Genomic DNA, 13,225 nt, shown 5'->3' with positions numbered 1-13,225 from the left:
CAACAATAAAACTGTTTTTTTTTCGTGGCGCCCGGGCGGGGCCCGCGGGCCGCGCGCCGGCCCCCACGGCGCTTTCCGGGATTCGCGCTCGATGCGGGCGCATCGGCCCGCGCGGTGATCGGCCCCCCGGAGATGGCTGTGGCCCTGGAGCGTCGACTCCAGGGCCACAGCGGTTTACCCGACGATCAGGGTCCCGGGGATCAGGACAGGTTGATCACGTTCTCCGGGGCGGGGGTGGTGTAGAGCGCGGCGATCTCGGCCGCGTACTTGGTGGTGATGGGGTTGCGCTTGAGCTTGAGGGTGGGGGTGAGCTCGTCACCGCCGGGGTCCCAGCCCGCGTCCAGCACGACGAAGCGCTTGATCTGCTCCACGCGCGAGAGTTTGGCGTTGGCGGCGGTGACCGCGGCCTTGATCTCCTCGATGATCTCCGGGTGCACCGACAGGGCCTTGAGGTCGGCGTCGGGGATGCCCAGGGCCTTGGCGCGCACGACCGCGGTGTCGGGGTCGAGCACGATCAGCGCGGCGATGTAGGGCTTGGCGTCGCCGATGGCCACGATCTGCCCGATCAGCGAGGACTGCGCCTTGACGCTGTTCTCGATGTTGGTGGGAGACAGGTTCTTTCCCGCCTCGCTGATGATCAGTTCCTTCTTGCGGTCCACGATGGAGATGTAGCCGTCACCGTCGATGGTTGCCACGTCGCCGGTGTGCAGCCAGCCGTCGGAATCGATGGCCTCGGCGGTCTTGTCGGGCATCTTGCGGTAGCCGTGGGTGACGATCTCGCCCTTGAGCAGCAGTTCGCCGTCCTCGCCCAGGCGCACTTCCACGCCTTCCATGGGGATGCCGACGGTGCCGGGCTTGGGCTTGTTCAGCGGGGTGTAGGTGCCCACGCCGGAGGTTTCGGACATGCCCCACACCTCGGTGACGGTGAAGCCGAGTCCGAGCATGTATTCCAGGGTTTCGGGCGGGATGGCCGCCGCGCCCGAGGCCGCGACCTTGAGCTCGTCGAAGCCCAGCGCGTGGCGCAGCTTGCCCAGGACCAGGGCGTCGGCGAGCTTGTGCTGCACGTTGAGCAGCGGGCCGCGTCCGGTGCCGGCCAGGTCCGCGCGCGCGGCTTGCACGCCGACGCCGATGGCCCAGTTCGCCAGGGACTTCTTGACCGGGCTGGGTTCGGTGGCGAGCTTGGCGTCGATGCCGGCCTTGATCTTCTGCCAGACGCGCGGCACGCCGAAGAAGGCGGTGGGGCGGGCGTCGGGCAGTGCGGCGGCGATCTCGCGCGGATCGGGCACGGTGGTCATCTGCACGCCGGTGAACAGGTTGGCGCAGTGGCCCGAAATGCGGTCTGCCACATGGGCGGCGGGCAGGTAGGACACCGAGCGGTCGTCGAGGCCGACCGTGAGCGGGCCGGTGACCAGGCCCGAGATCTGAGCGACCACGTTGCGGTGGGTCAGCTCCACGCCCTTGGAGGGTCCGGTGGTGCCGGAGGTGTAGATCAGGGTGGCGATGTCCTCGGCCTTGACGGCCTTCCACGCGGCGTCGAAGTCGAAGTCGGCGGCGGGGGCGGCTTCGACCTCGGCCAGGGTGACGGTGCCCGCGGCACTACCTTCGACCAGCACGATGTGCTCGAGCTCGACGCCCGCGCCGCGGACCGCGTCCAGGAAGGCGGGTTCGGTGATGACGACCTTGTTCCCGGCGTTGGTGAACAGGTGCGCGATCTGCTCGGCCGAGGAGGTGTTGTAGATCGAGAACGGCGTCGCGCCCAGGTGCAGGGCGGCGGTGTCGACCAGGTTGAACTCGGGCCGGTTGGTGAGCATGATGCCGACGGTGTCACCGTGCGATACGCCCAAGCCGGCAAGTCCGGCCGCGATGCTGCGTACGTGTTCCCCGTACTGCGCCCACGTGATCTCCGTGGTGCCGCCCACCGTCCGCAGTGCCACCTGTTCGGGGCGCAGGGTGAGCGTCTCCTGGAACGCCTCCGGAATCGTGAAGACCGTTTTGCCCGATTTGTGCGGATAACCGATGTCTGTCGTCATAGCCCTTTTCCGATTGCCTCTCGCTTCACCCGCCACACGCGCACCCCATCCGACCTGCGCGAACTCCGACGTTTGAACGAACGGCAAACACTTCACGCGATGGCGCGACGCCCTGTGTGTGGCGCGGCTCACTCATCGTAGCCAGAAAATCGCAGCTGTGTCTCGCGCTACAGCACTCATCCAGAAAATCGGGCATATCGGACACGCCCCCAGGCGCCGCGGGCCGCCCGCACCGCCCAGCGCGCCCCGGGAGCGGGGGGCCGATGCCCGCCGAGGCGATGCTTGGATTCCATGTACCGGCGGGCACGCTCACTGCGCGGGGCGGTCCACAGCGGAACCTCACACACCCGAAGTCCCGCCTCGCGCAGGGCCCGGGCCTTGGCCGGATTGTTGGTCAGCAGGCGCACCGACCGCAGTCCCAGGCCCGAGAGCGCCTCGGCGGCGTGCTCGTAGGACCGCGAGTCGATCGGGTGCCCGAGCATCTGGTAGCTGGTGAAGGTGTCCACCCCGATCTGGGCGCCCAGGCGCAGACCCATCGCCTTGACGATCAGGCCCGACCCGCGTCCTTCCTGTTCGAGGTAGATGAGCACGCCGGCGCCTTCGGCCTGGATCATGTCCATGGCCAGATCGAGTTCGGGTCCGCAGTCGCAGTCGTCCGATCGCAGGGCGTCCCCGTACAGACAGCGCGAGTGGATCCGCACCAGGCAGTCGTTGATCGCGTCGTGCGCCCCGAATTCGATGAGGTGCCCCACAATCGGCTGCCCGCGCCCGGCCCGCAACTCCAGTACCCGTCGCACCCGGAGCTCACCGCCCTTGCGGGACAGTGCATGCGCGGTCGAGTGACGCTCGTTCACGGGCCTTCCAGCTGCTGTGTGGTTCTGGCCATTATGACCGATCCGCGCCGGGGCCGACCGTGCCTCGGCTATCGATCCGGATGCATTCGCCCGCGGGCCCAGCGTCCGCGGGAGAGCTGAATTCGCGCCCGCAACAAGCGAGTTCGCGACCAGCCGCAGCGTCCCGCGATCAGCCCGAGCAGCACCGGCAGGGTGTGCCCGGGCCCGAGTACCTCGGTGAACACGGTGGCGGGCACGACTTTCCAGATCAGCACCGCGCACACACCGCCCACGAGGCCGACGTAGCAGAGCATCAGCGCGCCCTGGGCTATCCGCTCCCACAGCCAGAAACGGGGCAGCCGGTGCCCGCGGGCGGCCCGTTTGGCGGCCAGATAGCGTGCCGTGGCGCGGTTGGCGGGGCGAATGCGCAGGGGCAGGTGCTCGACCGCGAGCCCGCTCGCACGCAGGGCACGAACTTTGTCCGGGTTGTTGGTGAGCAAACGAATCGAGCGCAGGCCCAGCCGGTTCAGTGTCTCGGCGGCATGATCGTAGGAGCGGGCGTCGGGGGCCAATCCCAGCCGCGCGTAACTGGCGAAGGTGTCGAGCCCGTCCTGCTGGCTGACACCGTAACCGCGCGCCTTGGCGACCAGTCCGGCCCCGCGTCCTTCCTGTTCGAGGTAGATGAGCACACCCGCGCCTTCGGCCTGGATCATGTCCATGGCCAGGTCCAGTTCGGGTCCGCAGTCGCAGTCGTCCGATCGCAGGGCGTCCCCGTACAGACAGCGCGAGTGCACCCGTACCAGGCACCCGTCGGTGAGAGCGCCGAACAGCAGTGCGTGCCCGTCGAGGTCGCCGTCCCCGACCGGTAGGACCCGGGTGGAGATCGTGCGCCCGTACCGGGTCATCCGGTGCCGGGTGGCCGCGAGGCCGGGGACCGGCGGCAGGACAGCCGCCGGGTGATCGGCGGCGCGGGTGCCGGTGCGGGCCGGTGCGCCCCGCAGGCGCGCCCATCGCCGCGTGACCGGGTTGCCCACGCGCGCGGGGTGTTCCGGCTCGCCGGGGCACGGTGTTCGCGGTGTGGGTTGCGCGGTCGTGGCGCCGGGCGATCCCGGCGGCGGCTCGGCGCCGGGGGCGCTCGGCGGCGACGCCGGGGCGTCGGGCTCGCGTGAGGGGGACGTGCCGCCGGCTCGGGCCGGGTCCGCGGGGATGGCGGTGTCGGTGCGCGGGGCCGGTGTGGTGCGCCCGGCCGTCCGGTCGCGGGCATCGTCGAGCGCGGCGATCGGCGTCACCAGTGACCCTCCGGTACGTGTCAGCGGAATGCGGCTGACCGCACCTTGGATCGGCCCGCGCGAGATGCTACGGCCAAAATCCCGCGTTCTTCGCGCGCGGCGGGCGTTTCGCCGATGGCGGCGCGTCGCGGGGCGCGGGGGATCACCCCCCGGCCGACTCCGCGTCCGGCCGTTCGGCGCGGGTCACGGGCGCACGATCGCGCCCCGGCCCCGGGGCGAGCGCGGTTGTCTCACTTGGCTATCGGAGTGTGGTCGCGATTCGCGGTGGTCAGTGGGGCTCGGGCGTCGATGCCCTGGATCGAGGGCATGGATTCGGGGATGTTCGAGGCGGGGGTGCGCGCGGAGATGGCGGCGGTGACCCATTCGAAGTCGGCGTCCTGGGCGGGGCGGCGGGTGGTGGTGAGGCGGTAGGCCAGGGCGGAGGAGAAGGCGCTGGAGGCGCCGGCGGCGAAGTCGGCGGTGTCGTTGACGTGCCGGACCCGGGTGTGGGCGGTGCGTGAGCGGATGGTGCATCCGTGGCTGTCGATGAGGCAGACCGCGTGCACTCCCCATTGCAGCAGCCGGTTGGTCGATTCCTCGGCGGTGCTGCCGGGCCAGGTGGCGGTGAGTTCCTTGGCGGTGCCGACGAGGTAGTCGACCGCGGCCAGGTGCGGGTAGAGGTGCCGGGGCAGCACCGTGGGCGGTGAGGCGCTGACGATGAGCCAGGGGCGCGGGGCCATGGCGTGCACCATGGCCAGAACGCGCGCGACGATGTCGATGGGCTGCTCGAAGGTGACCAGTACCGCGTCCGAGGCCGCCAGGGCCGCGCGCACCACGGCGCTGTCGATGTCGCGCTCGGTCAGGCGCAGGCGGTCCTGTTTGAAGGCGATGGCGGCGGATTCGCCCGCGAGGGTGAGGATGACGGTGGTGACGGGGGTGCGGGCGGTGTCGGTGACGGTGACCAGGCTGGTGTCCACGCGCTGCGCGCGCAGGTAGTCCACGATCCAGTGGCCGTCTCCGTCGTCGCCGATGGTGGCGACCAGGCGGGCGTCGATGCCCAGGCGAGCCAGGGCGACCGCGCGATTGAGGCCCTTGCCGCCGGGGTGGCGTACGAAATCGCCCCAGTGCGAGGTGCCGGGCTCGGGGAAGGTCTCCACCACGCTGATCTGGTCGACGACCGCGTCGCCGACCACGGTCACGGTGGGGCAGCGTCCAGGGTCGCCGGGGTGGGTCAGGTCCAGTTCGGAGCCGGTGGTGAGCAGGCGGGCCAGGGCGGTGAAGGCCTGGGTTTCGGGGGTGTCGCGCAGGGTGCGCACTTTCGGGGCGGCCGGGACCTGGTCCGCGCCCAGGGCGTCGTGCAGGGTCCGCCAGTGCGTGGCCAGGTAGGCGCGGCGCTCGCCGAGATCGGGTCCGTAGAGCCGGTCCAGGTCCAGGCCCGCCGGTGGGGTGTCGCGCAGCAGGCCCAGGCTCAGTTCGGCGTCCACGATCAGGCGCTGGGTCGGCGGGAGGCGGCGGGCGAGCTGCCCGACGACGAGGGGGGCCGCGGCCTGCGGGGTCAGCGCGCGCAGATGCGCGTAGCGGCGGACCACGGCCAGTTGCAGCAGGGGGGTGGTGTCGATCTCGGTGCTGTGCAACCTGTCCGGGCTCAGGCCCGAGCGTTTGCGCAGCCGGGTGAGTACCCCGCGCACGGCGACCATACCGGGGTCCTGAGTGGTCGGCACCGGGTCGGCTCGGCGGGAAGGGTGGTTTCTCGTCATTCGCTCCCCACGATACTGTTCGAGCGGGTGTGATCGATAGGACGACGGCGTCAATTCCACTGCGCCCGAAGCAATTGCCGGTATTTCACGACTAATTCCAGCGTCGATCTTCAGATTTGGTGCGCAACAGACAATGGTGCTGCGGATCCGCCGAGAAGCTGTTCCCGCGTGCGTGTTTGGGGTGGCGGTGGTGTCGCTCTACGATACCGGCGGTCAGGTTTATCCCACAAAGGAATCGTCAATTCCCTTGTGGTAGTGGCAAATGCCGGACACGAGCGGCAAATGCCATACTGGTGTCGGCGAATTATCGCCTCCGCCAGACGGTTCGGGAGGTTCTGGTGCAACCAGCGCGTGTACGGGGGTGGGCGCGGGCGCACGCGGGGAACCACGGTGAAACATGTCATGGCGGTACCGCATCGGCGGATGATGGAGCGGGGCAGACAGTGACCCCATTCCTTTTCCGGTGGGCAGGCGTACCGCCGGCGCCCTCATCGCCGAGGGTGCCCGGGGGTGGCGTTTGCGTGCCGGGCGGCGTGGCATCCGGGAGGAACTCGGACAAGAGGCAGTGGAAAAACTACGGGAATGCCCGCGGGGTATTCCGGCAATTCGGGCGGGAGTGGACCATTGGATGAAATACCGACCGCCCGGCACTCGATACGTGAGACAGCAGAGACGACGCGACCCGACAACCACACCGCCGTACTCGCACACACGGCCCAGGGAGGACCACGCTGTGACAATCGCTATCACCCACCGGGCGATGACAAGTGACATCACCCCCGAATTCGCCATTCGCGGCAAAGGCGAACAACTCTGGTGCCTGAGCTGGCTGCCGGAGGCGACCCTGACCCGCGAACAGGCCCGGGCCGGAATGGAATTGGACGAAATCCTGTCCGACCCGGAGGTGGTCTTCGACGACAGCGCACACTGCGCGGCCGCCGATCGCGCCGCGGCCCTGGGCATTCTGGTCGAGCACGCGGTCATCATGCTCGCCCAGCGCATGGCCGAGCGCGCCCAGCGTCGTGCCACCGCCGCGCGCCCGCAGGACACCGGGACCGCCGAGGCGGTCATGGCCGGCTGGTACAGCACCCCGGCCCCGCGCACGCCCGCGGCCACCGGGGCGCGCTCGCAGCATCTGTGGGCCTGACGCCCCGAGACGGACCGGGTCAGGCGCGGGCGGTGTGCCCCGCGCCGACGGCCTCGGACAGATTCGCGTACCCGTGCGCGCGCAGCTTGGCGGCCAGTCCGCGATGGATGCGACGCGCCCAGAACGGCCCGCCGTAGATGAATCCGGTGTACCCCTGCAGCAGCGAGGCCCCGGCCAGGATGCGCTCGAACGCCTGATCGGCGGTTTCGATCCCGCCGACCGAGATCAGCACCAGCCGGTCCCCGACCCGCGCGTACAACCGGCGCAGCACCTCGAGCGAGCGCTCGGCCACCGGCGCCCCGGACAGGCCGCCCGCCCCGAGCGCGGCGACCGCCTCGGGGTCGGTGTTGAGCCCGTCGCGGCGAATGGTGGTGTTGGTGGCCACGATGCCGGCCAGTCCGAGTTCCACGGCCAGATCGGCGACCGCGTCGATGTCCTCGTCGCTCAGATCGGGGGCGATCTTGACCAGCACCGGCACCGAGACGCTGTCCAGCACCGCGCGCAGCAGCGGGCGCAGGGAGGCGACCGCCTGCAGATCGCGCAGGCCCGGGGTGTTGGGGGAGCTGACGTTCACGACCACGAAATCGGCCAGCGGGCCCAGCAGCTTCGCGCTGATCGCGTAGTCGCCGGCCGCGTCCTGGGGTTCGACGACCTTGGTCTTGCCGATATTCGCCCCGATCGGCACCCCGCCGGGCCGGCGCCCGGCCAGGTGCGCGGCGGCGGCTTCGGCGCCGTGGTTGTTGAAGCCCATGCGGTTGATGAGCGCGCGATCCGCGGGCAGCCGGAACAGGCGCGGCGCGGGATTGCCGGGCTGGGCCTGGGCGGTGACGGTGCCGATCTCGGCGTAGCCGAAACCCAGTGGGCCCCAGGCGTCGGCGCCCTCGGCGTCCTTGTCGAATCCGGCCGCGAGCCCCAGGGGCGCGGGGAAATCGACCCCGAACACGGTGGTGGCCAGGGTGGGCTCTTGTGCGACAAGCAGTTTCGAGGTCACCCAGCGGCCGGGCGCGAATCGGGTGGCCAGTTTCATGGCACCGAAGGCCAGGTGATGGATGCGCTCGGGAGGGAGCACGAACATCACCTTCAGCAGCAGGGCGTACAGGCGCTCGGACATGCGGGTTACATCACCGCCTCGGGTGTCGGGGATAGAGAACTTTTTCGCCTGCGCAGCAGGACGCGGCGGCTGCCGTCGGTGTAGGCGCGCACGCGCGATAACTCCCAGCCGCCGAATTCGGCCTGGATGCTCAGGCGCATGGAGGCGGTGACCCGGTTCATCTCCGGGGGCAGGCGTAACGGCACGTATTCGTACTCGTCGCTGGTCTCTTCCCAGCCCGCCGGTAGGTCGCGCGCTGATCGCGCTGATCGTGAGGCCCGAGCCATCACTGCCCTCTCTTCCGCTGGTCCGCGCCGATCCGCTGCAGACCGTCGCCGGTCGCGGATCCCACGAACATGTCACCGGTGCGGTCGTCGATGGTCACCGAGTTGGGCTGGCGCACCGTCGGGTAGCGCCCCACCTCCACCGGTATACCCGTCGACAGGTCGTAGCCGACGACTTCGTTCTGGCCTGTCAGCGTCACCCACACGGTCTCGGACCGCTGATCGTAGGCGAGTGCGTAGGGCGAAGAGCCTACCGGGAAACGCTGGTGCAGGACCAACGGATCGGCGGTGTAGACCAGCAGCTCGTGACCGATGGTGTCGGTGACGATGCGGCGACCGAAGTGGTCCCCGATCATGCGGGTGGCCCCTTCGCCCGCGCGCAGGGACAGTCCGGGCCGATCCTTGTCGAGGTTGAGTTCGCTGATGATGGTCTGGCGCCGGTCCAGCACCACGATGTCCTCGCCGGTGGCGTCGACCTCGTCGGCCGAGATCAGGCCCGAAATGGTCTGCCGCACAGCCCCGTCCGCGCCCAGAATCAGGACCTTGCCCGAGCCGAGCCCGGCGATCAGGTCGCCGTCGGCGCGGCGGGCGACCGCGCGCACGTCCCCGTCCACGCGCACCAGGGCGCTGAGCCCGGTCGCGGCTTCCACGCGCAGCACCGCGTCCGGGACCGCGACCAGGATCTCCCCGGGTACGCCGGGGGCGAGGTCGGCGGCGTTGCCGGGCAGGGTCAGGGTGCGGGTGCGGTCGCTGCCCGGATCACGCAGGCGCAGTACGTTTCCCGGCTCGAGCACCTCGGCCAGTACGCCGGTCTTCGGTTCGCTGAGCAGGGCGGTGATGGGCGCGCTGGCGATGACGGCGCCCGCGGGGGCGCCCGCGACGGCGGGGGCCGCGGCCGGGGTGGGCGGTTCGATGGTGGGTTTGTCGGCGGTGTCCTCACCGGAGGAGCATCCGGCCAGCAGACTCAGCACGGCCGCGCCCGCGAGGGCCGACCGGATCCAGCCGCGACGGCGCATGCAGCGAACTCCTTACCTGACCGACAAAATCATGCGTGCTCGTTAATCTGACCATGATCCCCGACCCGGGCCGGTGGGCGGGGGTGCCGGTGATCGGCGCGCCGTGATGCGGGGCACGCCGGGGTTCGTTCCCGCATGACCGGGATTCCCCCGTTTGGACCCGGCCGATCCCGGGCATCCGATGCCGGCCGGTCCTGTGACGTGACATGGGGTTTCGGCGGTGATGTCGGTGGGCACGGTTACCGTGGAGGGTGATTATGGGCTGGGTCAGGGAGTTCTGTTGGTGAGCGAGCACACCCCGGGCGTGCCGGGTTTCGCCGTGGAGGATGTGACCGTGGGCGTGTACGCGCACGGGTTCGGGGTGACCGGTGACGGGCGTTCGTTCGCGTTCCGGACCGTGCGCTCGACGCTGACCCTGGAGATCTATCGGCCCGATCTCGAGGCCGAGGTGCCCGCGGCCGAGGATGTGGTGGCGCTGGCGGTCGCGCGGGTCACCGATGTCGATCTCGATGACGAGCGCAGTGTGATCGCGCTGGTGCGTGATCTGATCCCGCAGGCGGCGCCGGTGCCCGCGCCCGCGCAGGGGGTGACCGTGCGCGCGCTGCTGGGCCGGCTGGGCGCGGTCCTGGACGGGATGTGAAGGCGCGCCCGCGTGCGGGGCGCTGTGACGCAGAGATCATCGCCGCCGCGCGCGCATGACAGACTGTCGGCAAGCAACCGCAGTTCGAGCCCGAGGATGTTGATGGCCTTTCCACGCACCCCCATCGTCACCGCCGCCGTTGTTCTCGCCGTGCTCGGCGCGGCCGGTTGCGGTGATGGTTCCGGTGACGACGCTTCGGTGGAGGCGGCGCGCTCCTCGGCCTATGCGGCGTTGAGTTCGTCGTCCGCGGCGGTGGCGGCCACCAGTGCCGCGCGCCCGCCGATTCCGACCGCGGCCGAATTGGACGCGCAGATCAAGTCGGCGCTGGATCCGAATCTGCCCGATGGCGAGCGCACCGCGCTGATCGAGGACGGGGACGCGTTCAAGGACGCGATTCCGGACATGTACAAAGCGCTGCAGGACAATCCGCGCGCGGTGTACGGGGTCAAGGATCCGGTGTTCGACAATCACGACGGCACCCTGACCGCGACGCTGAGCCTGGACAAGGACGGCACGGGCTCCAATGTGCGCACCACGGTGGTGCATTTCGTGAACAAGGACGGGCGCTGGAAGATCTCGCGCACCGATCTGTGCGGCATTCTGCGCTCGGCCGACTATCGCACCAGCGCCTGCGGCTGATGCTCGAATCGGGTTCCCTGCGGTGGGGGCGTTTCATCCACCGCCATCGTTTCGCGGTGTTCGCAGTGTTCGGACTGCTGGTGCTGGCCTCGGGGTTCTACGGGCGCGATCTGGGTGATCATCTGACCCAGGAAGGCTGGTTCGACGAGAGCAGTGAATCGGTGGAAGCGTCCAAGCTCGCCGATTCCACGTTCGGGCGCGACACCGACAGCGATCTGATCGTGCTCTACACCGCCCCGGCCGGGCTCACCGTGGACGACGAGCCGGTGCGTTCGGCGGTGGCCGCGGAGCTCGAGCGCCTGCGCACCGAGTATGGCGAGCAGATCCTGAAGATCGACTCCTATTGGGACGGCCCGCTGATGGGCCAGTTCGCCGATCCCGCGCGCACGCACGCCTTCGCCAGCATCGGGTTGCGCGGGGACGGGGGCACCGACACGGTCGAGAACTACATGAGCGTGAAGGATCATTTCGGCGCGGGCTCACCGGGCGCGGGCCCGGGCGGTACGACGGTGCAGCTGGCGGGGATGCAGCCGGTGGTCGAGGGCATCAACACCGGCATGCAGGACGATATTCTGCGCGCGGAGATCATCGCGCTGCCGATCGTGGCGCTGCTGCTGTATTTCGTGTTCGGCGGGGTGATCGCGGCGCTGCTGCCGGTGCTGATCGGCGGGATGACGATTCTGGGCAGTCTCGGGATCATGCGGATGCTCACGAACCATCTCCAGGTGAACGTGTTCGCTTCGGCGGTGGTCACGTTGGTGAGTTTGGGTTTGGCGATCGACTACGGGTTGTTCGCGGTGACCCGGTTCCGGGAGGAGCTGGCGGCGGGGCGCAGTGTGGAGGAGGCGACCGCGCGCACGATCGCGACCGCGGGGCGCACGGTGTTGTTCTCGGCGGCGATCATCGCGGTGAGTCTGGGGGCGTTGTTCATCTACCCGAACGGGGTGCTGCGCTCGGTGCCGCTGGGCGGTATCTCCTCGGTGCTGCTGGCGGCGGTGCTGTCGGTGACCGCGTTGCCGGCGGTGCTCTCGATCGTGGGTGAGCGGATCGATTTCCTGGGCTGGAAACGGTTTTCGAGTCTGCGCACCGCCGCGCAGATCGATGCCGGGTTCTTCTCGCGCCTGGCGGTGTTCGCGATGCGCAAGCCGTGGCTGGTGATCGCCCCGATCGTGCTGATGCTGCTGGCGTTGATCCTGCCGTTCCGCAACATCGAGTTCGGCGGGTTGAGCGAACGCTATCTGGCCTCGGACAACCCCGCCCGGGTGGCGCAGCAGGATTTCGACGCCACCTTCCCCCAGTTCCGCACCGAGCCGTTGAAATTGGTGATCACCGGCGCGAACGCCCAGCAGCTCTCCGATATCCGGTACGAGGCCAATCAGGTCGCGGGCCCGTGGATGACGGGGCCGTTCGATCCGGTGGCCCCGACCAAGGACGGGGTCACGGTGCTGGGCAGCGGTCTGGCGGACAAACGCGACGCGGACACGGTGATCGCGGCGCTGCGCGAGATCGACGAGCCCGCGGGGGTGCGGGCGATGGTGGCGGGGGTGCCCGCGCTCGAGCGGGACAGCATCCTGGGGTTGATCGAGGGGTTGCCGTTGCTGGCGGCGATTCTGATCGCGGCGGCGCTGGCGCTGATGTACGCGGCGTTCGGGTCGATGGTGCTCGCGCTCAAGGCGGTGGCGATGAGCGCGCTGTCGCTGGGGTCGACGCTGGGGATTCTGACGTGGATCTTCGTGGAGGGGCACGGGGCGGGGCTGTTCGATTTCACCCCGGGGCCGTTGATGTTCGCGGTGCTGGTGTTGATCGTGACGGTGTTGTTCGGGCTGTCCACCGATTACGAGGTGTTCCTGCAGTCGCGCATGGCCGAGGCGCGCAAGGACGGGGCGTCCGCGCCCGAGGCGATCCGGTACGGGATCGCGCACACCGGTGGGGTGATCACCTCCGCGGCGGCGATCCTGATCGTGGTGACGGGGGCGTTCGGGTTCTCGGATCTGGTGCTGATGAAGTACATCGCGTGCGGGATGATCGCGGCACTGGTGTTGGACGCCACGGTGATTCGGATGCTGCTCACCCCGGCGGTGCTCAAGCTGGTGTGGAAGTGAGCGCGCTCAAGGGCGTCAATCTGCTGGTGATGTTCGCCCTCGAGCTGACGGTGCTGGGGTCGGCGGCGTTCTGGGGCGCGACGGTGCCTGATCCGGTGCCGGCGCGGATCTTCGCGGCGGTGGCGGTTCCGACGGTGTTCATCGTGGTGTGGTCGTTCTTCGGGGCCGCGGCCGATGCCCGCTATCCGCAGACCGGGTGGCGGCGGGCGCTGCTCGAGCTGGTGTGGTTCGGCGGGGGCGCGGTGTTGCTGGGGGTGGCGTGGACGCCGTGGGCGGGGGTGGCGATGTTCGCGGTGTGGGCGGTCAACGGGGTGTTGCGGGTGGTGTGGGGGCAGGTCGGGCAGGTGCCCTGAGGGCCCGGTGCGGTGCCTCGAGGTGACCGGCGCGTCGGTGCCGGGTGGGATCTGACATCCACCCGG

Annotated in this window: 12 protein-coding genes; 5 read left to right on the top strand and 7 right to left on the bottom strand. The window is 69.7% G+C overall.

The features are described 5' to 3' along the window. Positions 1–200: 200 nt before the first annotated feature. From ABZ319_RS31035 to ABZ319_RS31020, 4 genes are all read right to left on the bottom strand, one after another. Entirely contained in the window at positions 201–2,030 is a 1,830-nt protein-coding gene (locus ABZ319_RS31035) for a long-chain fatty acid--CoA ligase (RefSeq protein WP_354990074.1), read from the bottom strand. A 176-nt stretch (positions 2,031–2,206) separates the two neighbouring features. Beyond that, positions 2,207–2,884, bottom strand: coding sequence for a GTP cyclohydrolase (locus ABZ319_RS31030; RefSeq protein ID WP_354990073.1), 678 nt, complete (start codon positions 2,882–2,884; stop codon positions 2,207–2,209). Positions 2,885–2,952: 68 nt separating this feature from the next. After that, the gene (gene ribA / locus ABZ319_RS31025) at positions 2,953–4,152 is read right to left on the bottom strand and encodes a GTP cyclohydrolase II RibA (RefSeq protein ID WP_354990072.1); all 1,200 of its coding nucleotides are present in this window, start codon (positions 4,150–4,152) and stop codon (positions 2,953–2,955) included. A 230-nt stretch (positions 4,153–4,382) separates the two neighbouring features. Next, positions 4,383–5,828, bottom strand: coding sequence for a PfkB family carbohydrate kinase (locus tag ABZ319_RS31020; protein WP_354990071.1), 1,446 nt, complete (start codon positions 5,826–5,828; stop codon positions 4,383–4,385). 820 nt (positions 5,829–6,648) lie between these two features. Here ABZ319_RS31020 and ABZ319_RS31015 point away from each other — a divergent pair. Continuing rightward, positions 6,649–7,035 carry a hypothetical protein gene (locus tag ABZ319_RS31015; protein WP_354990070.1) on the top strand — a complete coding sequence of 129 codons (387 nt, stop codon included), beginning with the start codon at positions 6,649–6,651 and terminating at the stop codon, positions 7,033–7,035. A gap of 19 nt (positions 7,036–7,054) precedes the next feature. Here ABZ319_RS31015 and ABZ319_RS31010 read toward each other — a convergent pair whose 3' ends face one another. Genes ABZ319_RS31010 through ABZ319_RS31000 form a run of 3 tightly spaced genes read right to left on the bottom strand, consistent with a single transcriptional unit; the run spans position 7,055 to position 9,425 of the window. Continuing rightward, positions 7,055–8,134, bottom strand: a complete 1,080-nt coding sequence (locus tag ABZ319_RS31010; RefSeq protein ID WP_354990075.1) for a quinone-dependent dihydroorotate dehydrogenase — start codon at positions 8,132–8,134, stop codon at positions 7,055–7,057. A 17-nt stretch (positions 8,135–8,151) separates the two neighbouring features. After that, positions 8,152–8,412 carry a DUF5703 family protein gene (locus tag ABZ319_RS31005; RefSeq protein ID WP_354990069.1) on the bottom strand — a complete coding sequence of 87 codons (261 nt, stop codon included), beginning with the start codon at positions 8,410–8,412 and terminating at the stop codon, positions 8,152–8,154. Continuing rightward, on the bottom strand, positions 8,412–9,425 hold the full coding sequence (locus tag ABZ319_RS31000) for a hypothetical protein (RefSeq protein ID WP_354990068.1): 1,014 nt from the start codon (positions 9,423–9,425) through the stop codon (positions 8,412–8,414). The genes ABZ319_RS31005 and ABZ319_RS31000 overlap by 1 nt, the downstream gene beginning before the upstream one ends. Positions 9,426–9,705: 280 nt before the next feature. Between ABZ319_RS31000 and ABZ319_RS30995 the strand changes: the two genes are divergently transcribed. The 4 genes from ABZ319_RS30995 to ABZ319_RS30980 all read left to right on the top strand — a co-directional run bounded on the left by ABZ319_RS30995 (position 9,706) and on the right by ABZ319_RS30980 (position 13,159). Beyond that, positions 9,706–10,065, top strand: coding sequence for a hypothetical protein (locus tag ABZ319_RS30995; protein ID WP_354990067.1), 360 nt, complete (start codon positions 9,706–9,708; stop codon positions 10,063–10,065). 102 nt (positions 10,066–10,167) lie between these two features. Beyond that, positions 10,168–10,704, top strand: coding sequence for a hypothetical protein (locus tag ABZ319_RS30990; RefSeq protein ID WP_354990066.1), 537 nt, complete (start codon positions 10,168–10,170; stop codon positions 10,702–10,704). 56 nt (positions 10,705–10,760) lie between these two features. Continuing rightward, positions 10,761–12,806, top strand: a complete 2,046-nt coding sequence (locus ABZ319_RS30985; protein WP_354990065.1) for an MMPL family transporter — start codon at positions 10,761–10,763, stop codon at positions 12,804–12,806. Next, entirely contained in the window at positions 12,803–13,159 is a 357-nt protein-coding gene (locus tag ABZ319_RS30980) for a YrdB family protein (protein ID WP_354990064.1), read from the top strand. Before ABZ319_RS30985 ends, ABZ319_RS30980 begins: the two co-directional genes overlap by 4 nt. Positions 13,160–13,225 lie beyond the last annotated feature (66 nt).

The organism is Nocardia sp. NPDC005978 (genome assembly GCF_040614455.1).
Lineage (GTDB): Bacteria > Actinomycetota > Actinomycetes > Mycobacteriales > Mycobacteriaceae > Nocardia.
The sequence above is the reverse complement of the archived record's forward strand: the minus strand, read 5'-3'. Positions and strand labels throughout refer to the sequence as shown.